Origin of the sequence: Cupriavidus sp. WGlv3, assembly GCF_023952475.1 — a bacterium.
GTDB lineage: Bacteria > Pseudomonadota > Gammaproteobacteria > Burkholderiales > Burkholderiaceae > Cupriavidus > Cupriavidus phytorum.
In genome coordinates this window covers 29,689-54,658 of record NZ_JALHRX010000027.1, presented here as the reverse complement: position 1 = coordinate 54,658, position 24,970 = coordinate 29,689, and the positions used below count along the sequence as shown (strand labels likewise).

Here is a 24,970-nt window from a genome sequence, read left to right as displayed (position 1 = left end):
CTGGGGGCTTTCGTACGGGGCTTGGCTTCCTCACATAGCGGGACTGCCTGCCGCGGTGGTGCACTACGGTGGGAGGGGCGTTGGAATGATGGTTGAACGAGCCCAGAGCGCGGAGTGGCCCCTGCTGCTGGACTTGTCGTAGGAACGCCTTCGGCTGCTGCGCCGGCCCTATCGCGGGGCATGGGCACTGGCACGGTACGCGTCGCTGCGCTCGCTTGGCGCTGCCGACCGGTGACGTGGGGCGAAATCGCGCAAATGCCAAATGCCCGGCCAGCGCAATTGAGCCCGCGCAGCAGCCGTAGGCGTCCCCGCGATACGGCCGGCAGCAGGCTGCCTACACCCTCATTGGGATTGTTCAATAGTGGGTGATCGCAGGCACCGCCCCTGACTCACATAGCGTAGCAGGGCCGAACTGGCACCCACGCCCAAACGGAAAGCACCACCGCCCGAACCACCCACGCCGTCAAATTGATTGCCAGCCGCACAGGCGACGCGTTTTTTGGTTACTTTTTGGCGCTCGGCCAAAAAGTGACCCGCCCAGCAGGGCGGAACCAGGCGGTTCAATAGCCGAGAGCATGTCACCAACAGCGACCACCCCAAATAGCGCCAACGTCGGACAAAAAGGTAGGTCGCAGAGCTACGCCGGCGCAACAGCCACGCCAGCCAAGCGCGACGACCAATCGCATGGCAACACGCCAGACAGGTCTTCGCGCACCCTCAACCACCAGCCGCAAGAATCGGCCTGCCTTCGCCAACCGTGCCACGCAGAACGCCAGGGACACCCGCCGGTGCCACACACAACAGCGCATTCATCTGCGACAACTCCCGCAGCACGTCCAGATGCAGGCCACTGGTCTCCACGCTGGCAGCGCGGCGTTGCGCCACACGTGCAATGTGGCGCGCAATGAAGCGTTCGGCGCGTGCCTGGAAATCGCTGGCGCACTCGCGCAGCAATCCCGCGGCTTCCCGGTCGTTGGCAACGAACAGCGATAGCCTGGTCCGCAAGTTCGCGACCAGCATGTCGCACAACTCAAGCACCTCCGCGCTGCCCTCGTCCGAGAACCGGTAGTTGCGGCTCAGCTTGCGCTGGTCCAGGTCGGCCAGGATGCGCTCGACGATATCTCCGGCATATTCCAGGTTGATATTGACCAGCATGATTTCGTCCCAGCGCGCGGTATCGTCATGGTCGAGGCGGCTGGCGTCGACGTCGGTCAGGTACATCTTGACGGACGAATACAGGTCGTCGATACGGTCATCCAACGCCCTGCAGCGGGCATTGATGACGCGGTCGTTGCCAACCACCGAGAGCTTCATGCCACTGATCATTTCTTCGATCACGTCGCCGATGCGCACGACCTCGCGCGCCGCATTGCCGAGCGCCACCGATGGATGCTGCAAGTCGCCCTGGCTCAGGTAACGGGCCCCGCGGGGCTCCGCATCGTGCCGTGCATCGGGCAGCCAGCGCATGCACAGCGCCGCCACCGGATTGACGAACCAGATCAGCGTCGCGGCCAGCGCCAGGTTGAAGGCCATGTGGAAATCGATCGCCATGGTGCCGGCCTGGCTGCCAAGACGCGCCAGCAACGGTGGCACGGCATCGAGCAGCGGCAGGCAGGCCAGTACGCCGATGATGCGGAACATCAGGTTGGCGAGCGATACCCGCCGTGCGGCCGGTGCGCCGCCGGCATTGGCCAGGCACGCAATCAGGCCGCTGCCCAGGTTGGCGCCGAGCACCAGCGGCAGCGCGGTGGCCGGCGCGATCACGCCGGCCATGGCCAGCGTGGCGGTGAGCAGCACCGCCGCCACGCTGGAATAGGCGAGCAGGGTCACCAACGCGCCCACCACCATCGCCAGCAAGGCGTCGCTGCCGAGCGCGGTAAAGACGGCGCGCACGATATCGGCATGCAGCAGCGGGGCGGTATAGAGCCGGATCAGTTGCAGCGCCAGCGTGATCAACCCGAGTCCGACCACGACCTCGCCGACCTGTCCGCGCACGCTGGCCTTGCCCGACAGGCGCAGCGCGATGCCGACGAGAAGCAGCAGCGGCGACAGCCATGCGATATCGACCGCCAGCAGTCGCGCCATGGCGCTGGTGCCGACATCGGCGCCGAGCACGATCGGCAGCGCCGCCGGCAGCGATACCAGCCCGCCGGAGACGAAGGCGCTGGTCATCAGCGCGGTGGCGCTGCTGCTCTGGATCAGTGCGGTGACGCCCAGGCCGGCCAGGAAGCCACGCAGCGGACTGGCGGTGCCGGCAGCCAGCACCAGGCGCAGGCGCGGGCCCAGCACCTCCAGCATGCCGTGGCGGGTGACGTGCGTGCCCCAGATCAGCAGGGCGACACCGGACATCAGGGATAGCAGGATCTGCATGGCGCCTCGCGTGTGTGGCCGGCCGTGGCCGGCCTGGCTACTTCAGTCGGCGTGGTTCAGTGCCAGCCGCAGGATGTCGAAGTTGCGCAGGCGCTGGCCGGCCGGCACGCTGACCTTGCGGTTGAACAGCAGCGGCACCTTCTGCTCGGACAGACCGCCGTGCGAGCGCAGCGGCGCATCGAGGCCGCTCAGGTCGTGGCGCGCCGGTGTGGTGCCCAGCACCGTCAGCCGCTCGCTGACCACCACCAGGTCGCCGATGCGGTCGGGCGGCAGTTCGAAGCGCTCGCTGGCGGCGCGCTTGTCCAGCACCAGTTCGATGCCGGGCAGTGCGGCGATGGCGTCATACACGGCGCGCTGGTCGGTGCCGGCAGGCAGGTACACAGTCGCATAGGAACCCAGCGCGCCGTGGTGGGCGACGTAGGGGTCGGTGATCGGCAGCAGCACGCGGGTGGCATCGGTGCCGAAGTGCTGGTCCAGCACCTGCTGCAGGAACAGGATGTTGGCCTTGCCGAGCGAATCGGTCTTGGCGTTCATGCCATGGTCGGCGGTCACGCCGATGACCGCGCCCAGCGCGTCGAGGCGCTGCAGGTAGCTGTCCATCATCGCGTAAAAGGCATTGGCGCCGGCCGTGCCGGGGGCATGCTTGTGCTGGATGTAGTCGGTGGTGGACAGGTACATCAGGTCCGGCCGCTCGGTTTCGAGCAGCGCCACGCCGGCGGCAAACACGAACTCGGACAGGTCCGCGCTGTAGACGGACGGCAGGGGCATGCCGACCTTGCGCAGCACATCGTCGATGCCGTTTTCCGCGAGGGTGGCCTGGTCGGCTTTCTCCGCCGAGAAGCAGATGCCCTGCAGGCCGTGGCCCAGCAGTGCGCGCAGCTTGTCCTTGGCGGTGACCACGGCGACCTTTGCGCCGCCGTGTGCCGCGGCGGCCAGCACGGTGGGCGCGCGCAAGTAGCGGGCATCGTTCATCAGCACCTCGGCGCCGGCTTCGGTGTCGTAGAAGAAGTTGCCGCAGATGCCATGCACCGACGGCGGCACGCCGGTCACGATCGACAGGTTGTTGGGGTTGGTGAACGACGGCACCACGCAGTCGCCCGTCAGCACGGTGCCGCGCCGGGCCAGGCTGGCGAAGAACGGCGTGGCGCCGGCCTGCACCGCGAGGTTGATGTATTCCTGCTCGCAGCCGTCGATGCAGACGATGACGGTGGGGCGCGCGGGCAGCTGGTAGGTATGGCCGTTGGCCTGGATCTGGGTGCTCATGGGGTCTCTTTGGGCGGAATTGGCGAAAGGTTTTGCCTGAGACCGATGCTAAGTTAGACGATAAACTCTCACAATCGAGTTTATTTTCCAGATTCTGTCAGGAAATCTCACAATGCCGCACAAGCTGCCCCCGCTCAACGCCTTGCGCATCTTTGAGGTAGCCGCCCGCGCCGGCAGCTATTCGGCCGCGGCGCGCGAGCTGCACCTGACCCATGGCGCGGTCAGCCGGCAGATCGAGATCCTGGAGCAATGGCTGGGGCAGCCGCTGTTTATCCGCCAGGGCCAGCGCATGGTGCCGACCGTGCACGCGCAGGCGTTCGCGCGCGAGATCAGCACGGCGTTCGACCAGATCAGCGCGGCGTCCGAGCGCTATGGCCGCATTGCCACGCGCAAGGTGGTGCGCGTCAACGCGCCGGCCACCTTTGCCATGCGCTGGCTGATCCCACGGCTGGATGATTTCCGGCGCCTGCAGCCGGAGGTCGACGTGCGGGTCTCGACCGCCTTCAGCAATGAGGCCGGCTTCAACGGCACCTTCGACGTGGCGATACGGCGCACGCTGGAGCGCGGCGAGCAGTTCGAGTCGATGCCGGTGTTTGCCGAATACCAGACCGTGATCGCCAGCCCGGCGCTGTTGCGGCAACTGCCGCTGCAAGGGGTGGAGGACCTGGTGGAGGGCGTGTTCCTCTATACGGAAACGCGGCCGGGCAGTTGGGAGTCATGGCTGCAGCAGGCCGGCCATGCGTCGCTGCTGCCGGTGCGCACGCTGCGCTTCGACCATTTCTTTGTCACGCTGCAGGCGGTGGCGGACAGCCTGGGGTTTGCCATCGGCACCTTTCCCACGCTGGAGGCGGATCGCGCCAGCGGGCGCATCGCCACGCCGTTCGGCGCGATCCGCGCGCCGGGCAACACCTACCATGCGCTGGTGCCGCGCGATGCCGACAAGCCGCTGCACCTGCGCGCCTTCCTGGAATGGCTGCAGCAGCAGGGCGCGGCTGCCGGGCAAGACTGAAGCGGGGCGCGCCCGCTTGTTACGTGTGTCGTGATGAGGGGAGGCGTGGCGCGCGGCCCGCGCGCCGCGGGCCCACGCCGGCCGGCGCTCAGGCGCCGTCGAGGAAGGCGCTGCGCTGGCCCATGCGCGTGCCGAGCGCATCGGGCGCCAGGCTCATGCTGGCGGGGTCCACCGCCGACACCGTGCCGCCTGGCAGCGACGGATCGGCGGGCACCGGCGCCATGCCGGGCTGGGCTGGCGGCACGGGGGCCTGCGCATAGCTGCCAGCGGCGCCCGGGGCCACCGGAGCCATCTGGGCCGAAGCGGCCGACGGCGCCGCGGGCATCGCCTGCATCGGCTGCGCGGATTGCGTCGGCGGGGTGGACGGCATCGGCTGCATCGGCTGCGTCATCGGCATCGGCTGACTCGGCTGCAGCGGCTGGGCCTGCTGCGCGAACAGCGGATAGGACGCGATCATCGCGCCAGCCATGACCAGGGATTTCGCCAGATGTTGCTTCATTCGTGTACCTCCTAGAAACGCCTACAGGCAAGGGAATGGCCACTGTAGCGCCGGGGCACCTGACATTCTGTTTGTTTTTGCAACGGTCGTTAACCAGTCTTGCCATCGCGGCCAAGGCAGGTTATTTGCGCACGCGGGTGGCTGTGCGCGGCGTCATCGCCTGGCAAGGCGCTTCAGCGCGGCCGGGTCCAGCAGTTCGATCTGGCGGTAGGCGCGGCGGATCAGCCCGGCGTCCTGCCATGCCTGCAGCGTCTTGGCGACGGTCTGGCGCGAGCGGCTGACCATGTCGCCCAGCTCTTCCGCGCTGATGCGCACCACATGGTCGGTGCGGTCGGCCAGCTCCAGCAGGCGCGCCGCCATGCGCGCGTCGACCGGGGCCTGCGCCGCGCTTTGCGCATGGTCGAAGGCTACCCGCAGGCGTGCGCAGATCTGCTGCACGATCAGCTGCATGCCTTCTGGATGCGTCGCCAGGATGCGGTGGAAATCGCGCTGGCCCAGCACCAGCAGCTCGGTGTTGCCGACGGCGAAGGCGTCGTGCGTGCGCGGCTTGCCGTCGAGCAGCGAGATCTCGCCAAACCAGCGTCCGCGCCCGATCACCGAGTACACCGACTCGCGCCCGCCGCTGCTGACCCGGCTCATGCGCACGCGCCCGGACACCACCATGCAGAAATACGTGGGCGGGTCGCCGCGCGCAAAGATCATCGCGCCGTCGCCAAAGCGCTGGCGGCGTGCGGCCTGCGCCACGGCATCCAGCACGCGCGGCGGCGCGTTGCGCAGCCAGCCGCTGGCCAGCACGCTGCGCGGCAGCGCGCGCACGGGTTCGTCCGCTTTCGACGCATGCTTCACCTTACCCTTCACCTGACGCCCCACATCGCCCTCCTTGCCGGAGCCGAGATTGTCCAATACTTAACAGACTTTGGGCCGGGGCGCCGGGACAATGCAGCGGTTCAATGACTCACTCACATGCCCCCGGGAGGCCGCACATGGCGCAAGTCCAGCTTGTCGAAGCCGCAATAGACCCAGTAAAAGACCGCGTCTCCGACGCCGAATGGCAGATGCGCGTGGACCTGGCGGCCGCGTACCGGCTGGTGGCCCACTTCGGCTGGGACGACCTGATCTTCACGCATATCTCGGCGCGCGTGCCGGATGCGCCGGACCAGTTCCTGATCAACCCGTACGGCATGATGTTCGACGAGATCACGGCCTCGAGCCTGGTCAAGGTGGACCACCACGGCGAGCCCGTGCTCGACACGCCGTATGACGTCAACCCGGCCGGCTTCATCATCCACAGCGCCGTGCACGAGGCCCGCCCCGAAGTCGGCTGCGTGATGCACACGCATACCGCGCACGGAGTCGCCGTGTCCGCGCAGCAGGACGCGCTGCTGCCGATCTCGCAGCAGGCGATGTTCGCGCTGACCGGGCTGGCCTATCACGACTATGAGGGCGTGGCACTGCGCGAGGACGAAAAGGCGCGGCTGGTGGCCGACCTGGGCCGCTGCAAGCAGATGATCCTGCGCAACCACGGCCTGCTTACCTGCGGGCGCACGGTGGCGGATGCGTTCCTGACCATGTACACGCTGGAGTCGGCGTGCCGCATCCAGATCCTGGCGCAAAGCGGCGGCACGGCGCTGACGCGGGTGCCGGAATCCGCCAGCGCCAACATGGGCCAGCAGGCGCGCCAGGCCACCAAGGGCAAGGGTTCCAACCTGGCCTGGCCCGGCCTGCTGCGCCGCCTCGACCGCATCAACCCCGACTACCGCAACTGACCATGGCCATCCTCGTCCACCTGCCGTCGTTCATGGCGGTTCCCATCACCGCGCTGCTGCGCGAGGCGGCGCCCGACATCACCGTATGGAACGGCCGCGAGGCCGCCGTCGCGGAACAGGTCGAGGCCATCATCGCGTGGGGCCTGAAGCCCGGCGTGGTGCCGACCTATCCCAACCTGCGGCTGGTATGCGCCGCCACCGCCGGCGTCGACAAGCTGCTGGCCGCGCCCGACCTGCCCGCGCACATCCCGGTGACGCGCATCGTCGATCCTGGCCAGCAGGCCGGCATCGCCCGCTTCGTGCTGGCGATGGCGCTGCGCCATACCCGCGCGCTCGGCCTCTACGCCGAGCAGCAGCGCCGCGGCGAATGGCAGCGCCATGCGGGGCGCGATGCCGCGCAGTGCCGCGTGGGCGTGCTGGGGCTGGGAGAGATCGGCAGCGAGGTGGCGCGCATGTTCGTCGCTATCGGCTATCCGGTCAACGGCTGGAGCCGCGCCGCCAAGCACCTGCCGGGCGTGACGGACTTCACTGGCGACGACGGCCTGGACGCCATGCTTGAGCAGAGCGACATCCTGGTCTGCACGCTGCCGCTGACACCGCGCACCGAGGGGCTGCTCGACCGGCGCACCTTGTCGCGCCTGCCCCGGGGCGCCTACCTGATCAACGTCGGCCGGGGCGAACACGTGGTCGAGCCCGACCTGGTCGCGCTGATCGATGAAGGCCACCTGGCCGGTGCGGCGCTGGACGTGTTCGCCAAGGAACCGCCGGCAGCGGACGACCCGGTCTGGAACCATCCGCGCATCGAGGCCACGCCGCATATCGCGGCCGATCCCTCGTACCCGCTGGTGGCCCGCCAATGCCTCGACAACCTGCGGCGCGCGCGCGACGGGCGCGCGCTGCTGAACCTGGTGGACCGGCAGGCCGGCTACTAGGTCACGGTCACATCGGGTGTGCCTGCCGCAACTTCCAGCAAGCGCGTGCTGGCGGTGGCCGGCAGCGCCGGCGCCGTGCCGCCGGCGAGCGGCTTCATGGTGTGGAAGGTGCAGCTCAGCTTCTGCGGCGTCAGCGTGACCAGCGCATAGCCCTCGGCATTGGTGTCGGCATGCCGCAGCCACGGGTTGAAGGCGCGCAGGGTGGCATCGAAGGTATTGACGATGGTGCCGCCCACGTTGCTGTAGATCAGCTCGCGCAGCGCGGCAAAGGCCGCGTCGGTATCAACGACGGTGCGGAAGGAGCTGAGCAGCGTGTTGCTCGACAGCCCGGCCGAGACCAGGTCCACCATCACCGGCACCGGTGCCGCGGCATCGTAGTCGTCCATCACCTGTCCGCCGAAGAAGGCGTGGATATCGCCGCTCAGCGCCACCACGTTGCGGATGGCGTTGGTCTTCAGGAACGCCATCAGGTTCTTGCGCTCGGCGTTGAAGCCGTCCCACTGGTCGGCATTGAGGATAAAGCGTTCGAGCAGCGTCACCGCCGGCAGCCGCGCTTCGATCAGCGGCTTGATGCTGGCGTCGAACGTGGCACTGTCGATGCCGGCCTGCACCAGCACGTTGCGCAGCGCGATATAGGCCAGGTTGGCATAGGTGCCGGCGATGCGCGCCGCGCGCAGGTCGTCGGCGAGCGCATTGGCGATCGCGGTCTCGAGCGAGGCCAGCGCGTTGTTGGCCAGCACCAGCGCGCGCGCGATCAGCCGCGCCACCGCCAGCGGTACGTCGACCTGCATGCGCAGCAGCGACAGCTGGTTGCCCCACAGCTTCCAGGTGGTGGCGTCGGCGCCGATGCGGTCCTGCCACCAGGCGCGCTGGGTGTCGCCCAGCATCGACACCGGCGTCAGCGCGTTGCCAGCGGCCGCGATCTTCTGCGCCTCGGCCGCCGCCAGCGTTGCCGTCGGCACGAAATACAGGCTGCCGATCGAGCGGCCGACCGAGGCCTCGGGAATGATATGGTCGGCGCGGTACAGGCGCTCGTCGGTCATCAGCAGCGTGGCCAGATTGCCGAAGGTGAAGGCGCGGTAGATCTGGATGTTCTGGAACGACGGATTGTCCGGGTCCAGGGTCACGTCGGCCGGCATGAACTCGAACCAGGCCTGGTTGGCGGCGCGCCGGCGCGCGGTGCGCGGGGTCTGGTCGTCGGTGATGTTGTAGGTCTGGCGGTCCTGCCAGCAGTTGTCCGAGAACTCGTGGTCGTCCCAGATCGCGATCATCGGGAACGCCGCGTGCAGCGCCTGCAGGCGTGCGTCGCTGCGGTAGCTGCGGTACAGGAAGCGGTAGTCGTCCAGCGTGGTGGCGTAGACGCTGCCATCCGGCAGCGCGGTGCCGTTGGGCAGCTGCAGCACGGTGTGGCGGTCCTCGACATTGCCGGCGCGCGAGCCGCCCGGGACGGCTTCGTAGATGTAGTCGCCGACATGGACGATAAAGTCCAGGTCCTGCTGCACCAGCTCTTCCATGCCGGCCCAGTGGTTGGCATTCCAGTCCTGGCAGCTGACAAAGGCGAAGCGCAGCTGTTCCAGCGGGGTGCCCGCGGCGGCTGCCGTGCGCGTGCGGCCGGTGGTGCTGGGGCGGTTGCCCAGCAGGAAGCGGTAGAAGTAGCGCGTACCCGCGCTCAGGCCCGTGACCTTGTTGCGGATGGTGTAGTCCCAGTCCGGCAGGGCCATCAGCGGCTGGTTGACCAGCAGCGTAGGCGGCGCGAAATCCTGCTGCGTCGACACCTGCAGGCGCACCACCACCGGGCGCCTGCCGTTGCTGCCTTCCACGCGCGTCCACACGATCACGCTGTCGGGGCGCGGGTCGCCCGAGGCCACGCCGTGCACGAAATTGAAGTTCTCGGGATTGCCGGTATCCGGTTCCGGCGCCGGGTCATCGCCGCCGCCGCAGGCGCTGAGCCCGCCGGTGGCAACGGTAACGGTCAGGAAACTCCCCCACTTGAGAAACTGGCGGCGGTCCATGGCGCTCCTCCTTCTGTTATTGCGGTCTCCATGCAGCGCGCAGCCGTGCCCGGGCGCCGCTTGCGGCACCGGGTCTTCGTGGGGCGTGCTGTTTTTCTGAATCGATACTAGTGGCTGGGTAGGGCGCGCGCTGTCGGTGAGGCTCCGACATCGGTATAGGAAGAAGTCGACTGGCTGGCGGCGCCGCCGCCTCACGGCAGCGCGCCGGCCTTCGCGCTTGTCCCCGGCTTCAGTCGACGCTGATATTGTTGGCCCGTATCACCTTGCCCCACACCCCCACATCCGCGCGCACCGTCTGCGCGAACTGTTCCGGGGTCTTCGGCGGCGCCATGCCCATGTTCAGCTGCAGGAAGCGCTCGCGCATGGCCGCGTCCGCCAGCAGCCGGCTTACCTCGGCATTGAGCCGCTGCACGATTGAGGCGCTGGTGCCGGCGGGTGCGAACAGGCCATACCAGCTGTCGGTGTCGAACGGATAGCCCTGCTCGGTCATGGTCGCCACCTCGGGCGTGGCCGGGGCGCGGCGCGTGCCGCTGACGGCCAGCGCGCGCAGCTTGCCGGCGCGGATCAGCGGCAGCGACGACGAGGTATCGACGAACGCCGCCTTGATCACGCCGCCCTGCAGGTCGGCCAGGATTGGCGCCACGCCCTTGTACGGCACGTGGCGCAGCCGGATGCCGGTCTGCATGGCGAGCGCCGCCATGGTCAGGTGCCCGCCCGAGCCGATGCCCCACGAGCCGTAGTCGTACGCATCCGGGCGCTTGCGCACCTGCTCGACGAATGCCTTCAGCGTGCGCGCCGGGAAGTCCGGCGTCACCACCAGGAAATTGCCGCCCGCGCCGATCTGCGCCACTGGCTGCAGGTCGCGCAGGCCGTCATACGGCAGCCTGGACTGCAAGGTCTGGTTGATCACCACCGCGGCGGCGTAGGTGAACAGCAGCGTGTAGCCGTCGGGGCTGGCCTTGGCCACGGCATCGTTGCCGATGATGCCGTTCGCGCCCGGCTTGTTGTCGACCACGAGGGTCTGGCCCAGCGCCTGGCCCAGCGATGCCGCCAGCGTGCGCGCGAACAGGTCGGTGCCGCCGCCCGGCGGTGTCGGCACCACCAGCCGGATCGGTCGCGCCGGCCAGCCGTTGGCGGCGTACATCGGGGCGGCCGCGGCGCCCATGCCAACTGCGATGAGGCCGCGCAGCAGCGTGCGCCGGCGTGGATCCGTCAGTGGCGTGGCCGCAGAGGCAAGGATGCTGAATGGCACGGCATCTTCCATGGTGTCTCCCTGTGCAGAAGGCTTGCTAGTGCAGGCCGAAGTTGTCCGCGGCCTCGCTCTCCAGCGCGTCGGCGGCCGCGCCGTACAGGCTGCGCGATACATAGCTGCGCACCTGCGTGGCGCGCTGGCGCAGCCACGTCGCCTTGAGCCGGCGCGCCTCGCGCACGCTCGGGGTTTGATCCGGTGCCAGCGCCAGCACGTCGATCACGTGCAAGGCCAGTTGCGTGTCGCCGCGTTCGGCCAGCGCCTGGGCGTGGCGCAGCAGCGCGCCGTGATCGGCCACGGCGGCGGCGATCTCCGCTGCCGCCTGCTGCGGCGGCGCCGGGTGCAGCGTGGTCGCGTTGCGGTCCCACCAGCCGTTCTCCGAGCGGTAGATGTCGCGCGCGATGTAGCTGGGGTCGCCATACGTGGGCCGCATCCAGGGCTGGTCGAACAGCGCTGCGGGCGGCCGCAGCGCGGCCAGCATCTGGCGTTCGTTGCAGCCCGCGTTCATCAGCCGCACCACCTCGGCGCGCAGCCAGCGCAGGGCGCGCGCGGTTTCGCCCAGCACGCGCTGGCATTCGGCCTCGCCCTGCACGGTGGCGCCGAACTCGCGCACGACCGCCAGCGGTTGCAGCGCCGCCAGGCGTTCCAGCGTATCGGCCCAGCGCACGGTGTCGCGCATGGTGCGGAACGGCGTGCCGATATTCGGGATCGAGTCGATCACCGCGGGGCCGCCGTAGAGCACGCGCCGGCCCGGCAGCCAGACCGCCACGGCGTCGTCGGTCTCGGACGGTGCCCACAGGATTTCGGCGCGGCGCTCGCCGTGGCCCAGCGTCACGCCGTCGGCAAAGGTTTCGGTGGGGGCCACGTGGACCAGCTTGCCCGCCAGCGCGCCAGCCGGCTGGCGGAACTGGATCTCGGCCATGCGCTCCTGCATGCGCCGGGTCTCGCGGTAGCGCGCCTGGCGCGCCAGCACGTTGACGTGGGCCAGCACGCGCGGCGCGGGCTCGCCGCGCGCGGCGGCGTGGTCCAGCCATTGCTGCAGGCCGGCGTTGTAGCCCAGGTGGCCGTGGCTGTAGCAGATTGCCAGCACCGGCAGGCTGGTCTGCGTGCGCAGCGCCTCGATCATGCCGCGCGTGACGCGCCCGCCGGGGCCGCTGTCGACCACCAGCAGGCCGTCGCCGATATCGGCAACGAAGCTCTGGCCCTGCCCGTGCAGCAGCCATACGCCGTCGCCGGCGCTGTCGATCCCCGTGCCCGTGACCAGCGCCGACGGCCGGTCTTCGATGTCCTGCATGCTTGCCTCCCTGCGGTCCGGTTGTTGTCCAGCGCCACTGTCAGGCAAGAAGGTGCCGCGCAGGGATTGGGGAAAATCCCGCCGCGCCGCGGCGCACCGGCCGCAAAGCCCGCGCCGGCGCGGCTCGGCGGCGGTTGGGGAATTTCAGGTGTAAACCGCTGGTTAGCACCGTGCCGCTGCTGGCAGTTCCCGCGAGCCGTCCGCTGCGCTAACGCGCGCCAGGCGCGAGCGCTAGGCGGGGCGGCGCAGCGGGCTGTCGGGCAGGTGGGTCAGGTAGTGGACTTCGCGCCGCAGCTGCGTGGCAAATTGCGCGGCGACCGGCGTCATCGGCGAATCGGCGCGGTAGATCAGGCTGACGCGGTGGCTGGGCAGCCGGTCTTCGATCGGCAAGGGCACCAGCCCGGCGGCGGCGAGCTGGCCCGGCACCAGCTGGCGCGGCAGCATGCACAGCAGATGCCGGTCCTGCAGCAGCGACTGGATCATGCCGATGGTGTCGCAGCGCACCGCGACGCGCGGCAACGGCAGGTCGTGCTCGCGGAAGGCATCGAGGATGGCGGCGCCCGGGCCCTGCATGCGCTGGCCGGTCAGCACCCAGTCCGAGCCCACCAGCTCGTGCAGGCGGCGCGCATGCCGCAGCGGATGCTCGCGGTGCGCAACCACCACCGAATCGTTGTTGTAGAGCGGCTCGCAGGTGAATTCGCGCTCGATGCCCTCGTCCGGCACCGGGCTCACCGCCATGTCCATCACGCCCGCGCGCAGGTCGTCCAGGTGCATCGGGTAGACGCCGCTGTCGATGCAGACCAGCACGTCCGGATGCTGGGCGCGGAAGCGCGTCAGCACCGCCGGCAGCAGCAGGTGCGCCGGGCCGCCGGTGGCGCCCACGCGCACCACGCCGTTGCGCGCGCCCAGCATCTGCCGCATCTCGTCGCTGGCCTTGCGCGCCTCGGTGGCGATCAGGCGCGCGCGCCGCAGGAAGGCCTCGCCGTAGCGCGACAGCACCACGCCGCGGGTGGTGCGGGTCAGCAGCGGCACGTGCAGCTCTTCCTCGAGCTGGCGGATGCTCTTGGTGAGTGCCGGCGCCGACACGTCGCGGGCGCGCGCGCCGGCGCGGATGCTGCCGTGCTCGGCCACGGCGATGAAGTCCTGCAGCTGGTTCAGACGCATGGAAGATCCAATTCAGACGATGCCCCGGGGGCGCCCAGCATAGCGGCAATCCGCGGGGTTCGGGATAACCCGCGGTGCTAACCCATGGTTTGCACCGCAGCCGTTTTGGCATCTGCCGTGATGCGCGGCGCTCACGCATGATCGCTCCACATCGACGCCAACCGCCGGCCGCGCCGGCTACTTCGAGGAGTGAAACCACATGGCGAGCACGGCAAACCGGCAAGACCTGCCGCTGGCAGGCATCCGCGTGGCGGAGTTCGGGCAGTTCATCGCGGCGCCGGGCGCGGCCATGATGCTGGCCGACCTGGGCGCGGACGTGGTCAAGGTAGAGGCGCTGCGCGGCGACAGCGCGCGGCGCTTCGACGGCACCAGCCCGCAAAGCCCGATGTTCCTGGCCTACAACCGCGGCAAGCGCGGCATCGCGCTGGACCTGCGCACGCCCGGCGGGCTCGATGCGGCGCGGCGGCTGGCGCTGGCCAGCGACGTGGTGCTGCACAACACCCGCGCCGGCGTGATGGAAGCGCTGGGGCTGGACGCCACCACGCTGCGCGCCGCGCGTCCCGACCTGATCCACGCTTCCATCAGCGGCTTCGGCACGCGCGGGCCATCGCGCACGCGGCCCGGGCTGGATATCGCCGCGCAGGCGGAGAGCGGCATGATGTCGGTCACCGGCGAGGCCGGCGGGCAACCGCTCAAGGCCGGCTTCGCGCTGATCGACGCGGCCACCGCGCTGGCGGCCGGCAATGCCATCCTGGCGGCACTGTTCCGGCGCCAGCGCACCGGCGCCGGCGAGACCATCGAGACCTCGCTGCTGTCGGTGGGCGTGCAGCTGCAGGCGCAGCTGTGGGCCGAATACCAGTGCTCCGGCGCGCTGCCGGTGCGCAGCGGCAACAGCCAGCCCAAGGCGGCGCCGGCGGCCGACGTGATCGCGGTGGCCGACGGGCATATCGTGCTGTCGGCCTATCTCGACGAACACTGGACGCGGTTGTGCGAAGCCATCGGCCAGCCGGCGCTGGCGCACGACGCGCGCTTTGCCAGCAACGCACTGCGGGTGCAGAACCGCGCCGCGCTACTGGCCATCCTGCAAGACGCGCTGCGCCACCTGAGCGGCGATGCCGCGCGCGCGCTGCTGGAGCGCCACCAGGTGGTGGTGGGCGTGGTGCGCGACTACCACCAGGTCAAGGCCAGCGCCGACGTGCATGCCAGCGGCATCCTGCGGCCCGTCGACGACGGCGAGGGCGGCCGGCTGGAACTGCCCGGGCTGCCCTTCACCATGGCGGGCCTGCCCGCCGGCGGCCTGCCCGCGGTGCCGCGGCTTGGCCAGCATACCGCCGAGGTGCTGGCGGAACTGGGCTACGGCGCCGCGGAGATCGGCGCCATGGCGCGTGCCGGCTGCATCGGCATGGAACACGTCGAGCAGGAGGCGGCATGAACGCGCCGCAGCCTGCCGTCCTGCTGCAGCGCCACGCCGGCTGGGCCGAGCTGGTGCTGAACCGCCCCGCGCGCCGCAATGCCATCGACATGGCGCTGGCGCGCGCGCTCGGCGACACGATCGAGACCCTGGCCGCCGACGACAGCGTGCGCGCGGTGCTGCTGCGCGGCGCCGACGGCGGCTTCTGTTCCGGCCTCGACCTGCAGGCGCTGCAGGCCGAAGCCGGCGGGCTGGCGGCGTTCGCGCCGGTGTGGGAGCGCGTGCACCAGGGCCTGCGGCACAGCCGCAAGGCCTGGGTGGTGGCGCTCGAGCGCCATGCCATCAACGGCGGCGCGGCGCTGGCGCTGGCCGGCGACCTGCTGGTGTGCGGCGCCGGCGCCTTTTTGCAGATCGGCGAGATCCGCCTGGGCATGGCCGCGCCGCGCAATGCCGAGTGGCTGGCGCTGCGCCATGCGGAAGCCGTGGCCGCGCGCCTGTGCCTGCTGGGCGACCGCGTGCCCGCGCCGGAACTGCTGCGTTTGGGCATCGCCACCGAGATGGTCGACGACAACCAGGTGCTGGACCGCGCGCGCGGGCTGGCCGCCACCATCGGCGGCTTTCCGGCGGAGGGCGTGGCGGCGATCAAGGGCGGCATGCGCGCGGCCTCGGTTGCGCGCGCCAGGAACGCTTGAAGGCAGACACCATGACCGATTCCCCTGACAACATAAACCACAACGACGACGAGGCCTCGCTGCAGGCCTTCCGCGGCGAGGTGCGCGCGTTCGTCGCGCGGGCGCTGCCGCATGCCGTGCGCGAGAAGGTCCGCCTCGGGCTGGAACTCAGCAAGCAGGAGCTGGTCGACTGGCAGCACCGGCTGGCCGAGCGCGGCTGGCTGGTGCCGCACTGGCCGGCGGCCTGGCAGGGCTGCGACTGGAGCGCCGAGCGCCGCGCCGTGTTCCAGGAGGAACTGGTGCTGGCGCACGCGCCCGAGAGCGGCGGCATCACCCTCGAGATGATCGGGCCGATCCTGATCCGCTACGGCACGCCGGCGCAGCAGCAGTATTTCCTGCCGCGCATGCTGAACCAGGAGCACTGGTGGTGCCAGGGCTATTCCGAGCCCAACGCCGGCTCGGACCTGGCCTCGCTGAAGACGCGCGCGGTGCGCAAGACCCGGCCCGACGGCAGCGAGGTCTACGTGGTCAGCGGCAGCAAGATCTGGACTTCGTACGCGCAGTACGCCGACTGGATCTTCTGCCTGGTGCGCACCGATACCGCGGCGCGCGCGCAGCAGGGCATCAGCTTCCTGCTGATCGACATGCGCAGCCCCGGCGTGAGCGTGCGGCCGCTGGTCGGCATCCATGGCTGGCACCTGTTCAACCAGGTGTTCTTCGACGAGGTGGAGGTGCCGGTGGCAAACCGCGTCGGCGACGAGAACGCGGGCTGGTCCATCGCCAAGTCGCTGCTCGAGCACGAACGGCTGAACCTGGCGCGCGTGGCCGAGAACCGCCGCCGCCTGGCCAAGGTGCGCGCCATCGGCGTGGAGCTGGAGGAGGGCGGCCAGCCGCTGCTGCAGCGCCCGTGGTTTGCGCGCCGGCTGCGCGCGCTGGAGGTGCGGCTCGAGGCGCTGGCGGCCACCGTGCTGCGCTTTCGGCGGCAGGCGCGCGCGGGCCAGGCGCTGGGGCCCGAGACCGGCATGCTCAAGCTGCTGGGCAGCCGGCTGATCCAGGACATCGAGAACCTGGCGGTCGACGCGCTCGGACCGGACACGCTGGCCTATGACCGTGCCGCGCATTTCGAGCCGGCGGTGCCGCCACCGGGCCAGTCCGCGTACGCCGCGGCGGCCTCGGCGCGCCGCTTTGTCACGCGCGGCTACACCATCGCCGGCGGCTCCAGCGAGATCCAGCACGAACTGCTGGCCAAGCAGGTGCTGGGCCTGTAGCGCGGCCACGTGGCTGCAACCTCTGCATAAGGACACCAACAGATGAGCGATGCAACGGACGATCGCCGCATGCTGCGCGACAGCGTGCGGCGCTATCTCGAACGCGGCTACGGCTTCGAGCAGCGTCGCGCCGCGCTGGCCGGGCCCGAGGGCTTCTCGCGCACGCACTGGCGGGCGTTTGCCGACATGGGCTGGCTGGCGCTGGGTTTGCCGCAAGCCTGCGGCGGCCTGGGCGACGCCACCGACCAGGCGCTGCTGGCGGAAGAACTGGGCCGGGCCCAGCCGGCCGAGCCGTGGCTGGCCAATGCCGCGCTGTGCGCGCCGCTGCTGGCGGCCTGCGGCGATCCCGCGCACGTGGCCGCCGCGGCGGCGATGGCCGAAGGCGGCGCGATGCTGGCGCTGGCCGCGTGGGAAACGCAGGGACGCTACGACGCCTTCGATATCAGCACCACCGCGCACGCCCACGCCCCGGGGCAATGGACGCTGGACGGCCGCAAGACGCTGGTGCTGGGCGGTGGCAGCGCCAGCCTGCTGCTGGTGCTGGCGCGCACCGGCGGCCAGCGCCGCGAGCGCCATGGCCTGACGCTGTTCGCGGTGCCGGCGGACTCGCGCGGCGTCAGCGTCGAGGCGCTGCCGACCTACGACGGCCGCCAGACCGCCAGCGTGACGCTGCGCCGCGTCGTGGTGCCGGACAGCGCGCGCATCGGCGCGCGCGACGGCGCCTGGCCGCTGGTGGAGGCCGCCATCGACCGCGCCATCGTGATGGCCTGCGCCGAGGCCGTCGGCACCATGTCGCGCGCCTTCGACCTGACCCGCGACTACCTGGCGACGCGCGAGCAGTTCGGCCGGCCGCTGACCGCCAGCCAGGTGATCCGGCACCGGCTGGTGGACCTCTATGTCAGCGTCGAGCAGGCGCGCGCCATCACCGAAGCCGCGGCCGACGCGCTGCCGGGCGATGCGGTGGCGCGCATGCGCGCGGTCTCGCATGCCAAGGCCTTTGTTTCAGAGGCCGGGCGCGCGCTGGGCGAGGACGCGGTGCAGCTGCACGGCGCCGTCGGCATGACCGACGAGGTGGAAGTCGGCCACTGCTACAAGCGTCTGGCGGCACACGCCAACCTGTTCGGCGATGCCGACTGGCACTACGAGCGGCTGGCGGCACTCGATCACGCGGCGCAGGCGCAGGCCTGAGCCGGTTCAGCGCGGGCGCCCGGGACAGCCGGCGCGCCCGCTGACGACACGCCGGCAACGTACCGGCATGCGCGGCCAATGCGCCGCAACGGAGACAGCAATATGAGCAGCCAGCACAATGGCGCCCGCAAGGCGCGCGCCACGCGCGCGGCCCTGGCCGCGGCGCTGATCCTGGCGGGCGCCGCCAGCGCGCACGCCGAGGCACCTTACCCCAGCAAGCCGATCCGCATGGTGCTGCCGTCGGGCGCGGGTACCGTGACCGACCAGACCGCGCGGCTGGTGGCCGAGCGCCTGACGGCGGGGCTGAAGCAGCCGGTGGTGGTCGACAACCGCCCCGGCGCCAACGGCATCATCGCGAGCGAGACCGTGGCGCGCGCCGCGCCCGACGGGTACACGCTGCTGTTCACCTATGCCGCGACCATGACGGTGAACCCGTGGACCACGCCGTCGCTGCCGTACGACCCGGTCAGGGATTTCACGCCGATCGCGCGGCCCAGCCAGCCCGGCGGCAACCTGCTGGCGGTCAGCGCCGAGGTGCCGGTGCGCAGCCTGCAGGAACTGATCGCCTATGCCAAAGGCAGCAAGACGGAACTGGCCTATTGCTCGTGGGGCGTCGGTTCCGGCGGCCACCTGGCGATGGAATACCTGAAGGCCAGGGCCGGCATCCACCTGCGCCACATCCCGTACAAGACCGCGACCCAGTGCAGCAACGACCTGGCCGCGGGCCACGTCACCATCGGCATTACCGATGCCATCTCTTCGGTGCCGCACCTGAAGTCCGGCCGCATCCGCGGCATCGCGGTGTCCGGGCCGGAGCGCCTGCTGACCGCGCCCGACGTGCCCACCATGTCGCAGCAGGGCGTGCCGTTCCAGCAGGCCAGCTGGGTCGCCATCTTCGGGCCGAAGGGCGTGCCCGCGCCGATCGTCGAGCGGCTCAACGCCGAGGTCAACCGCATCCTGCAGACCCCGGCCGACCGCGCCAAATTCGCCGCGATGAACCTGCAGCCGGCCGCGCCGTCGAGCCCGGCCGACCTCGGCAAGCTGCTCAGCGCCGACCTGGCGGCATGGGGCGAGGTGGTGAAGGTGGCGGGGCTGCAGGCGAAGTAGGGCAGACACACAACAACGAGGACGGGAGACAGAGAGCGTGAAGGCAACACAGTGGATGGCGATGGGCGTGGCCCTGGCCGCGGGCAATGCCGTGGCCGGCACCATGCAGTTGTTTGGCGTGGTCGATGCGTCGATCGAATACGCCAGGGGCTCGGACAGCGTGGTGCGCATGCGCGAAGGCCAGCAGGCCGCGTCGCGCTGGGGCATCCGCGGCATCGAAGACCTCGGCGGCGGGCTCAAGGCCAACTTCCTGGTCGAGTCGGGCTTCAATATCGACACCGGTACCGAGTTCTTCGGCAACAACCGGCTGTTCGGGCGGCAGGCCTACCTGGGCCTGTCGGGCGGCTGGGGCGAGCTCCGGCTGGGGCGGCAGTACACGCCGTCGTTCTATGCGCTGCTGCGGCTGGACCCATTCCTGCTGAATGGCGCGGTGTCGCCGTTCAACCTGCTGAGCGCGACCGCATCGCAAGGCACCGGACATGTGGCCTACGGCGCGCGCTTCGACAACGCGGTGCAGTACTTCTCGCCCAAGTGGGGCGGCTTCGGCTTCGGCGCCGCGGTGGCGCCGGGCGAGGTGCCGGGGTCGGCGCGCTCGGGGCTTAACTTCGGCATGAACGCGACCTGGGAGGCGGGCAACGCCTATGCGTTCTACAGCTACCAGGGGATGTATTCGGGCGCCAACGTGCCGGTGGAGCCGACGCTGACCTCCAACCATTTCGTCGGTGGCTCCTACCGCTTCAAGCCGGTGGAGATCGGCCTGCTGTTCAGCGCGGCCAGCAGCGACCGGCCCGAGACCCGCTCGGCGCGCCACTATGGCGTGACCTTCAGCTGGGCGGTGACCCAGCGCGACACCTTCAAGGCCGCCGCGCTCAAGCGCCAGATCCTCGGCGGCGGCCAGCGGCCGCTGGCCGTCACGCTGGGCTGGGACCACGACCTGAGCAAGCGCACCACGGCCTACGTGCGCGCGGTGCTGGTGCACAACAGCGCCGGCGGCAGTGTCAGCAACAACAGCATCGTGATCGATCCGGGCAGTGGGGATGATGCGAAATCGGTGAGCGTGGGATTGCGGCACCGGTTTTGAAAGGCATGCGCGTAGCAACCGGGAGCGTCAGCGAAAGGCGCCGCCGCTTGCATACGCTCCCCTCTCCCGCAAGCGGGAGAGGGGAGCACACCGCCAGCGTGCAAGCGGCCCGAGCCATGCCAGTTACTTCAACTGCTGCGCAAACTCCTCCAGCTGCGTAATGCAGATCCCCCAGCCCTCATAAAACCCCATCTCCTCATGCTGCTTGCGCGTAGCCTCGTCGGGATGCATCACGCGCGCGATGTAGCGGGTGCCGTCGCCCTCGTCGGCCATGGTGATGACCGCGGTCATCGACAGCCACGGCGTGCCGGGCCGATACCCGGCGACCAGCGCCGAGGTGGAGACGATCTTCTCCATCGGCACGATCTCGAGGAAGCAGCCGGGGTTGTCACTGGTGCCGCCATCGGGCCCCTGCATGAAGGTATGGAAGGCGCCGCCGGGGCGCATGTCGAAAGCGCGGACTTCGGTGGTCCAGGGCTTGGGGCACCACCATTGCTTGAGCAGCTGCGGATCGCTCCAGGCGCGCCAGACCTTGGCGCGCGGGGCCTTGAGCAGGCGCGAGATGACCAGATCGTGGCTTTCGGGGCCGGCGGCGTTTTCATTCGTCATGGGACTGTTCCTCTTGATGAAGTGCTTCGACAAAGGCCGCCAGGCGGTCGGTACGGGCCTCCCACAGGGCGCGCTGGTCGGCCAGCCATTGCTGCGCGTCGGACAGCGGTTGCGGCACCAGTTCGCAGGTGCGCACGCGCCCCGTCTTGCGCGAGCGGATCAGGCCGCTGCGCTCCAGCACCTGCAGGTGCTTCATGAACGAGGGCAGCGCCATCGCGAACGGTGCCGCCAGCGCGGACACCGTTTCGGGCCCGCGCCCGAGGGTGCTGACGATGGCGCGGCGGGTCGGGTCCGCCAGCGCGTAGAACACGCCGGACAGCGGGGAAAGATCGACAGCCTGGGACACGTCTGCAAACTCGGCACAATGGTTAGCCACGCGGCTAAGTATAAGGAGCCGGCCGAAACTTGCAAGCCCCAAATGCAAGGCGCCCCGGACCAGCCGGGGCGCCTTGCAGTCAGGGCAGTGCGTGCGAGCCTATTGCTGGCGGACGTAGGCCGCCAGGGCCTTCACTTCCTCCGGCTTCAGGCCGGCGAACGGCGGCATCGGCACCGCGCCCCACTTGCCGCTGCTGCCGCCGCGGATGCTGGCTTCCAGCCTGGCCTGGGCCTGCGTGTCGCCCTTGTAGCGGAGCGCGACCTCGTGATAGGCGGGGCCGACGATCTTCTGCGTCACGCCGTGGCAGCTCAGGCAGGCGTTCTTCGCCAGCAGGCCCTGCACGTCCACTGCCGTGGCAGTTGCCGCCGGCGTGGCCTCCGAACCCGCCGGCTTGCCGGCTTTCTGCGCGATCGCCACGATCTCCGGGTCCTTGATTTTTGCGGAGCCGTAGGCCACCGCCAGATACGCGCCGAGCTGCTCGACCTCGGCGTCATCGATCGGCGCGCCGTAGGCCTGCTGCATCTTCTTCATCTCGGCGGTCCACTGTGCCAGCGTCAGCCCGGGCGGCTGGTACGAGACGTAGTCGGCCGAATGGCAGATTGCGCATTTCTGCGTGGCGATGCCGTAGCCGGGGAGTTTTGCCGGCTTGAGCTTGACGTTTTCCGCCGGCAGCTTGATGTCCTGCGGCGCGGCGCCGGCATGGCCGGCACCGAGCAGGACGAGCGCCAGCAGCGCGGGGGCGATGGTTGCTTTCATGGCGCGTTCCTCAGGCGATGGTGACCGGCGTGGCTTCGATGACATTGCGGCGGTAGCCGGCGGGGTTCCAGTTGGCCCTGGCCGGCTGGGTCTCGCCGTTGTTGCTGGTGGCGCGCACCATCAGCACCGCCGGGCCCTTGCGCGGGAACCTGACCGGCAAGTGCCAGGCGCGGAACGAGAACCGGCCGAGGTCTTCGCCCAGCTTCGCGGCCTGCCAGTTCTGCCCGCCGTCGACGGACACCTCGACCGTGCGGATGCCGGAGCCGCCGTCGAAGGCAATGCCCTTCAGTTCGACGGCGCGGCCGGCCGGCAACCTGCTGCCGCTCTCGACACTGGTGATGAAGCTGCGCACGGCCAGCGTCGAAATCGGCCGCGTCTTGGCCGCCGGCGTGCCGGGGGCCACGCACTGGCAATCGTTGTCCGGCACGCGGTAGCCCTTGGTCATGAAGAACGCATCATGGCCCTCGAACGGGTGGTCGAGCACCTCGATCTCGTGCAGGTGCTTGATCCAGTAGGTGCCGAAGTAGCCCGGCACCACCAGCTTGAGCGGGTAGCCGTTGAGCAGCGGCAGGTCTTCGCCATTCATGCCCCACGCCAGCAGCGGCTCGCCGTTCATCGCATGGGCGATATCGAGCGACTTGCGGAAGTCCGGCGTGCCCGGCAGCACCGGCGTGTCCATGCCGTTGAAGGTCACCACCCTGGCGCCGCCCTTGACGCCCGCATGCTCCAGCACCTTGCGCAGCGGCACGCCGGTCCAGCGCGCATTGCCCATCGCGCCGTTGGCCAGCTGCGCGCCGAACACGCGCGGCTCGGAGAAGCCGCGGCTGTTGCCCGAGCACTGGTTCACGGCGACCACGTGCACCGGCTCCGCCAGCCGCTTCAATTCATCGAGCGACAGCTGCAGCGGCTTGCCGACGTGGCCGCCGACGCTGAGGCGGTAGGTGGCCAGATCCACCGACAGCGGCAGGTTGGCCAGGTGGTAGCGCACGAAAAAGGCGTCGTTGGCGGTGATCGGTCCCTCGTTGAAGGCGGAGAAGGGCGTCTCCAGGTGCGGCGGGCGGGTGCTGACGCGCACCAGCGCGCGCTTGCCCGGATAGCGCACCAGCGGGCGCGGGCCGTCGGCCAGCGTCACGCCATCGGTGGCGCGCGCGGCCAGCGCGCCCAGCGGCGAAGCGCCCAGCGCCAGCAGGCCTGCGCCCTGCACCAAACGGCGCCGCCTGGATAGCGGCCGGTCGTGGTCGGCAGATTGCGCCGGACGGTTCTTGTCTCGCATGGGGCGTCTCCTTCGGGGGCGTGTTGTGGCGCACAAGGCGCTGTGGCGGGTACTTTGACGCCGCGTCATCAACTTGTGAAACGGGTTTTGCTGCTAGCCGTTATCGATTTATTCGATATAGGGGAAGACCACGGCCGCCTCGCCGATAAAACCGCTTGCATCGCAAATTGGGTTTCCCTACACTTACCAAAACGTTTTTGTTAGCGGAAATCGATAATATCTGCGGCGAATTGCGCACAGACGCAGCCAGTGGCCGATGCGCCACCGGCACAACGCCCGACACACCAAACGAGGAGCAAAGCAATGTCCCACCCCGCCCCCGCGCCGGTGGATGAACGGCTGCCATGGCGGCGCCTGTTCGTCTTCGGCCTTCAGCACGTACTGGTCATGGCCGCGTCGCCGATCGCGTCGGTCTTCCTGATGAGCAAGGCGCTGAACTTCCCGCCCGCGCTGGCGGTACAGCTGCTGAGCGCCACCTTTGTGATCTGCGGCCTGGGCACGCTGCTGCAGTCGCTGGGCAAGCGCGGCATCGGCGCGCGCCTGCCGTTCGTGATGCTGCCCGGCGGGGCGCCGATCGTGCTGTTTATCCTGATCGCGCAGCAGACCGACGTGCAGACCGCGGCCGGCGCGGTGATCCTGACCGGGGTGTTCTACTTCCTGGTGCTGCCGGTGTTCCGCCGCTGCCTGCGCTATTTCCCGCCGGTGGTGGTGGGCACCATGCTGCTGCTGGTGGCGATCAACCTGGCGCAGGTATCGGGCAAGCTGGTCGCCGGCCACCCGGCCGCGGGCAACGCGGTGGATCCGCTCAACCTGCTGCTGGCCTTTGCCACCATCGCCTGCACCGTGGCGGCGTCGCGCTGGCTCAGCGGCATGCTGGCGCAGCTGGCGATCCTGCTCGGGCTGCTGGGCGGGGCGCTGGTGGCGGGACTGGCCGGCGCGTTCCACTTCGGCCAGGTGTCGATGTCGCCGCTGCTGGCGTTGCCGACGCCGTTCCCGTTCGGCTGGCCCACCTTCGACGTGGTGGCCGCGATCCCGCTGATGGTGTTCGCCGTGATCTCGATGGTGGAGGCCACCGGCCAGACCCTGGCGATCAGCGATGCCGTGGGCCGGCCGGTGGACCAGCAGCGCGACGTGCCGCGCACCATCCGCGCCGACGCGCTGACCTCGCTGCTGGGCGGGATGTTCGGCACCTCGCTGATCATCACCAGCGGCGAGAACATCGGCATCGTGCGGGCCACCGGGGTGCGTTCGCGCTTTGTCACAGCGATGTCGGGCGCGATCCTGGTCGCGTTCGGGCTGCTGGTGCCGGTGTCGGCGCTGATCAGCGCGATTCCCGAGGCCGTGGTCGGCGGCACCGGGCTGGTGGTGTTCTGCATCGTCGGCACCATGGGCATCGACATGCTGCGCAAGGTGGACCTGCGCGACCACGCCAACATGTACGTGGTGGCGGTGGCGCTGGCCGTGGGCCTGCTGCCGATCCTGGTGCCGGGCATCTATGGCGGCCTGCCGGCCAACCTGCGCATCCTGGTGGGCAATGGCGTGGCGATGGGCGCCATCACCGCGGCGCTGCTCAACTTCCTGTTTTTCCATACGGGTCTGCGGACCGCGACGGCTGACACGGGCGCGATCGCGCGCGACGATGCCGCCGCCACGCATTGACCCCGCTTCCTGC

At 69.8% G+C, this 24,970-nt stretch carries 22 protein-coding genes; 10 read left to right on the top strand and 12 right to left on the bottom strand.

All coding sequences use genetic code 11. The features are described 5' to 3' along the window. Window positions 1–717: 717 nt before the first annotated feature. Window positions 718–2,370 carry a Na/Pi cotransporter family protein gene (locus MKD38_RS27675; RefSeq protein WP_252682118.1) on the bottom strand — a complete coding sequence of 551 codons (1,653 nt, stop codon included), beginning with the start codon at window positions 2,368–2,370 and terminating at the stop codon, window positions 718–720. Between the two features lie 42 nt (window positions 2,371–2,412). Further along, a complete protein-coding gene (gene phnA, locus MKD38_RS27670; RefSeq protein WP_252682116.1) occupies window positions 2,413–3,633 on the bottom strand; it encodes a phosphonoacetate hydrolase in 1,221 nt (406 codons plus the stop codon). Window positions 3,634–3,745: 112 nt separating this feature from the next. Here phnA and MKD38_RS27665 point away from each other — a divergent pair, with 112 nt between their 5' ends. Further along, window positions 3,746–4,642: a LysR substrate-binding domain-containing protein gene (locus MKD38_RS27665; RefSeq protein WP_252682114.1), complete on the top strand. Its 897-nt coding sequence runs from the start codon at window positions 3,746–3,748 to the stop codon at window positions 4,640–4,642. 88 nt (window positions 4,643–4,730) lie between these two features. Here the strand turns inward: MKD38_RS27665 and MKD38_RS27660 are convergent, their stop codons facing one another. Continuing rightward, window positions 4,731–5,141 (bottom strand): hypothetical protein, encoded by a 411-nt coding sequence (locus tag MKD38_RS27660; protein ID WP_252682112.1) that lies wholly within the window; start codon window positions 5,139–5,141, stop codon window positions 4,731–4,733. Between the two features lie 153 nt (window positions 5,142–5,294). Next, complete coding sequence (locus MKD38_RS27655) at window positions 5,295–5,987, bottom strand: Crp/Fnr family transcriptional regulator (protein ID WP_252682110.1); 693 nt, start codon at window positions 5,985–5,987, stop codon at window positions 5,295–5,297. Window positions 5,988–6,124: 137 nt separating this feature from the next. Between MKD38_RS27655 and MKD38_RS27650 the strand changes: the two genes are divergently transcribed. Together MKD38_RS27650 and MKD38_RS27645 are read left to right on the top strand one after the other, a co-directional pair. Continuing rightward, a complete protein-coding gene (locus MKD38_RS27650; RefSeq protein ID WP_252682108.1) occupies window positions 6,125–6,907 on the top strand; it encodes a class II aldolase/adducin family protein in 783 nt (260 codons plus the stop codon). Window positions 6,908–6,909: 2 nt separating this feature from the next. Continuing rightward, a complete protein-coding gene (locus MKD38_RS27645) occupies window positions 6,910–7,839 on the top strand; it encodes a 2-hydroxyacid dehydrogenase (RefSeq protein WP_252682107.1) in 930 nt (309 codons plus the stop codon). Here the strand turns inward: MKD38_RS27645 and MKD38_RS27640 are convergent. From MKD38_RS27640 to MKD38_RS27625, 4 genes are all read right to left on the bottom strand, one after another. Next, entirely contained in the window at window positions 7,836–9,851 is a 2,016-nt protein-coding gene (locus MKD38_RS27640) for an alkaline phosphatase D family protein (protein ID WP_252682105.1), read from the bottom strand. The genes MKD38_RS27645 and MKD38_RS27640 overlap by 4 nt on opposite strands. 229 nt (window positions 9,852–10,080) lie before the next feature. After that, window positions 10,081–11,115, bottom strand: coding sequence for a Bug family tripartite tricarboxylate transporter substrate binding protein (locus MKD38_RS27635; RefSeq protein WP_252682103.1), 1,035 nt, complete (start codon window positions 11,113–11,115; stop codon window positions 10,081–10,083). A gap of 25 nt (window positions 11,116–11,140) precedes the next feature. After that, window positions 11,141–12,394 carry an alkyl sulfatase dimerization domain-containing protein gene (locus MKD38_RS27630; RefSeq protein WP_252682101.1) on the bottom strand — a complete coding sequence of 418 codons (1,254 nt, stop codon included), beginning with the start codon at window positions 12,392–12,394 and terminating at the stop codon, window positions 11,141–11,143. A gap of 231 nt (window positions 12,395–12,625) precedes the next feature. Next, window positions 12,626–13,558 (bottom strand): LysR family transcriptional regulator, encoded by a 933-nt coding sequence (locus tag MKD38_RS27625; RefSeq protein WP_252682099.1) that lies wholly within the window; start codon window positions 13,556–13,558, stop codon window positions 12,626–12,628. 199 nt (window positions 13,559–13,757) lie between these two features. Between MKD38_RS27625 and MKD38_RS27620 the strand changes: the two genes are divergently transcribed. The 6 genes from MKD38_RS27620 (at window position 13,758) to MKD38_RS27595 (ending at window position 20,284) form a co-directional block, all read left to right on the top strand. After that, window positions 13,758–14,990 carry a CaiB/BaiF CoA transferase family protein gene (locus tag MKD38_RS27620; protein ID WP_252682097.1) on the top strand — a complete coding sequence of 411 codons (1,233 nt, stop codon included), beginning with the start codon at window positions 13,758–13,760 and terminating at the stop codon, window positions 14,988–14,990. Next, window positions 14,987–15,661 (top strand): enoyl-CoA hydratase/isomerase family protein, encoded by a 675-nt coding sequence (locus MKD38_RS27615; RefSeq protein ID WP_252682095.1) that lies wholly within the window; start codon window positions 14,987–14,989, stop codon window positions 15,659–15,661. The genes MKD38_RS27620 and MKD38_RS27615 overlap by 4 nt, the downstream gene beginning before the upstream one ends. A gap of 11 nt (window positions 15,662–15,672) precedes the next feature. Then, a complete protein-coding gene (locus tag MKD38_RS27610; protein ID WP_252682093.1) occupies window positions 15,673–16,908 on the top strand; it encodes an acyl-CoA dehydrogenase family protein in 1,236 nt (411 codons plus the stop codon). A 42-nt stretch (window positions 16,909–16,950) separates the two neighbouring features. After that, a complete protein-coding gene (locus MKD38_RS27605) occupies window positions 16,951–18,096 on the top strand; it encodes an acyl-CoA dehydrogenase family protein (RefSeq protein WP_252682091.1) in 1,146 nt (381 codons plus the stop codon). Between the two features lie 102 nt (window positions 18,097–18,198). Further along, window positions 18,199–19,203: a Bug family tripartite tricarboxylate transporter substrate binding protein gene (locus MKD38_RS27600; protein ID WP_252682089.1), complete on the top strand. Its 1,005-nt coding sequence runs from the start codon at window positions 18,199–18,201 to the stop codon at window positions 19,201–19,203. Between the two features lie 55 nt (window positions 19,204–19,258). Next, on the top strand, window positions 19,259–20,284 hold the full coding sequence (locus tag MKD38_RS27595) for a porin (protein ID WP_252682125.1): 1,026 nt from the start codon (window positions 19,259–19,261) through the stop codon (window positions 20,282–20,284). Between the two features lie 123 nt (window positions 20,285–20,407). On the opposite strand, the gene MKD38_RS27590 is transcribed toward MKD38_RS27595, so the two are convergent. The 4 genes from MKD38_RS27590 to sorA all read right to left on the bottom strand — a co-directional run bounded on the left by MKD38_RS27590 (window position 20,408) and on the right by sorA (window position 23,298). Next, the gene (locus tag MKD38_RS27590) at window positions 20,408–20,893 is read right to left on the bottom strand and encodes an SRPBCC family protein (RefSeq protein ID WP_115700013.1); all 486 of its coding nucleotides are present in this window, start codon (window positions 20,891–20,893) and stop codon (window positions 20,408–20,410) included. Then, complete coding sequence (locus tag MKD38_RS27585) at window positions 20,883–21,239, bottom strand: ArsR/SmtB family transcription factor (RefSeq protein WP_026164026.1); 357 nt, start codon at window positions 21,237–21,239, stop codon at window positions 20,883–20,885. The genes MKD38_RS27590 and MKD38_RS27585 overlap by 11 nt, the downstream gene beginning before the upstream one ends. Before the next feature lie 129 nt (window positions 21,240–21,368). Further along, window positions 21,369–22,025: a SorB family sulfite dehydrogenase c-type cytochrome subunit gene (gene sorB, locus MKD38_RS27580; RefSeq protein WP_252682087.1), complete on the bottom strand. Its 657-nt coding sequence runs from the start codon at window positions 22,023–22,025 to the stop codon at window positions 21,369–21,371. Between the two features lie 10 nt (window positions 22,026–22,035). Continuing rightward, window positions 22,036–23,298 (bottom strand): SorA family sulfite dehydrogenase catalytic subunit, encoded by a 1,263-nt coding sequence (sorA, locus tag MKD38_RS27575; protein WP_252682085.1) that lies wholly within the window; start codon window positions 23,296–23,298, stop codon window positions 22,036–22,038. A gap of 303 nt (window positions 23,299–23,601) precedes the next feature. On the opposite strand from sorA, the gene MKD38_RS27570 reads away from it, so the two are divergent. Further along, on the top strand, window positions 23,602–24,957 hold the full coding sequence (locus MKD38_RS27570; protein WP_252682083.1) for a uracil-xanthine permease family protein: 1,356 nt from the start codon (window positions 23,602–23,604) through the stop codon (window positions 24,955–24,957). Window positions 24,958–24,970 lie beyond the last annotated feature (13 nt).

Bases quoted from the DNA above. Each gene is read 5' to 3' on its own strand.
- MKD38_RS27660 (WP_252682112.1), bottom strand. From the start codon at position 5,141: ATGAAGCAACATCTGGCGAAATCCCTGGTCATGGCTGGCGCGATGATC.
- MKD38_RS27625 (WP_252682099.1), bottom strand. From the start codon at position 13,558: ATGCGTCTGAACCAGCTGCAGGACTTCATCGCCGTGGCCGAGCACGGC.
- MKD38_RS27605 (WP_252682091.1), top strand. From the start codon at position 16,951: ATGAGCGATGCAACGGACGATCGCCGCATGCTGCGCGACAGCGTGCGG.
- MKD38_RS27620 (WP_252682097.1), top strand. From the start codon at position 13,758: ATGGCGAGCACGGCAAACCGGCAAGACCTGCCGCTGGCAGGCATCCGC.
- MKD38_RS27615 (WP_252682095.1), top strand. From the start codon at position 14,987: ATGAACGCGCCGCAGCCTGCCGTCCTGCTGCAGCGCCACGCCGGCTGG.
- MKD38_RS27675 (WP_252682118.1), bottom strand. From the start codon at position 2,370: ATGCAGATCCTGCTATCCCTGATGTCCGGTGTCGCCCTGCTGATCTGG.
- MKD38_RS27610 (WP_252682093.1), top strand. From the start codon at position 15,673: ATGACCGATTCCCCTGACAACATAAACCACAACGACGACGAGGCCTCG.
- MKD38_RS27590 (WP_115700013.1), bottom strand. From the start codon at position 20,893: ATGACGAATGAAAACGCCGCCGGCCCCGAAAGCCACGATCTGGTCATC.
- MKD38_RS27600 (WP_252682089.1), top strand. From the start codon at position 18,199: ATGAGCAGCCAGCACAATGGCGCCCGCAAGGCGCGCGCCACGCGCGCG.
- MKD38_RS27640 (WP_252682105.1), bottom strand. From the start codon at position 9,851: ATGGACCGCCGCCAGTTTCTCAAGTGGGGGAGTTTCCTGACCGTTACC.
- phnA (WP_252682116.1), bottom strand. From the start codon at position 3,633: ATGAGCACCCAGATCCAGGCCAACGGCCATACCTACCAGCTGCCCGCG.
- MKD38_RS27635 (WP_252682103.1), bottom strand. From the start codon at position 11,115: ATGGAAGATGCCGTGCCATTCAGCATCCTTGCCTCTGCGGCCACGCCA.
- sorB (WP_252682087.1), bottom strand. From the start codon at position 22,025: ATGAAAGCAACCATCGCCCCCGCGCTGCTGGCGCTCGTCCTGCTCGGT.
- MKD38_RS27645 (WP_252682107.1), top strand. From the start codon at position 6,910: ATGGCCATCCTCGTCCACCTGCCGTCGTTCATGGCGGTTCCCATCACC.
- MKD38_RS27630 (WP_252682101.1), bottom strand. From the start codon at position 12,394: ATGCAGGACATCGAAGACCGGCCGTCGGCGCTGGTCACGGGCACGGGG.
- MKD38_RS27595 (WP_252682125.1), top strand. From the start codon at position 19,259: ATGGCGATGGGCGTGGCCCTGGCCGCGGGCAATGCCGTGGCCGGCACC.
- MKD38_RS27665 (WP_252682114.1), top strand. From the start codon at position 3,746: ATGCCGCACAAGCTGCCCCCGCTCAACGCCTTGCGCATCTTTGAGGTA.
- sorA (WP_252682085.1), bottom strand. From the start codon at position 23,298: ATGCGAGACAAGAACCGTCCGGCGCAATCTGCCGACCACGACCGGCCG.
- MKD38_RS27570 (WP_252682083.1), top strand. From the start codon at position 23,602: ATGTCCCACCCCGCCCCCGCGCCGGTGGATGAACGGCTGCCATGGCGG.
- MKD38_RS27650 (WP_252682108.1), top strand. From the start codon at position 6,125: ATGGCGCAAGTCCAGCTTGTCGAAGCCGCAATAGACCCAGTAAAAGAC.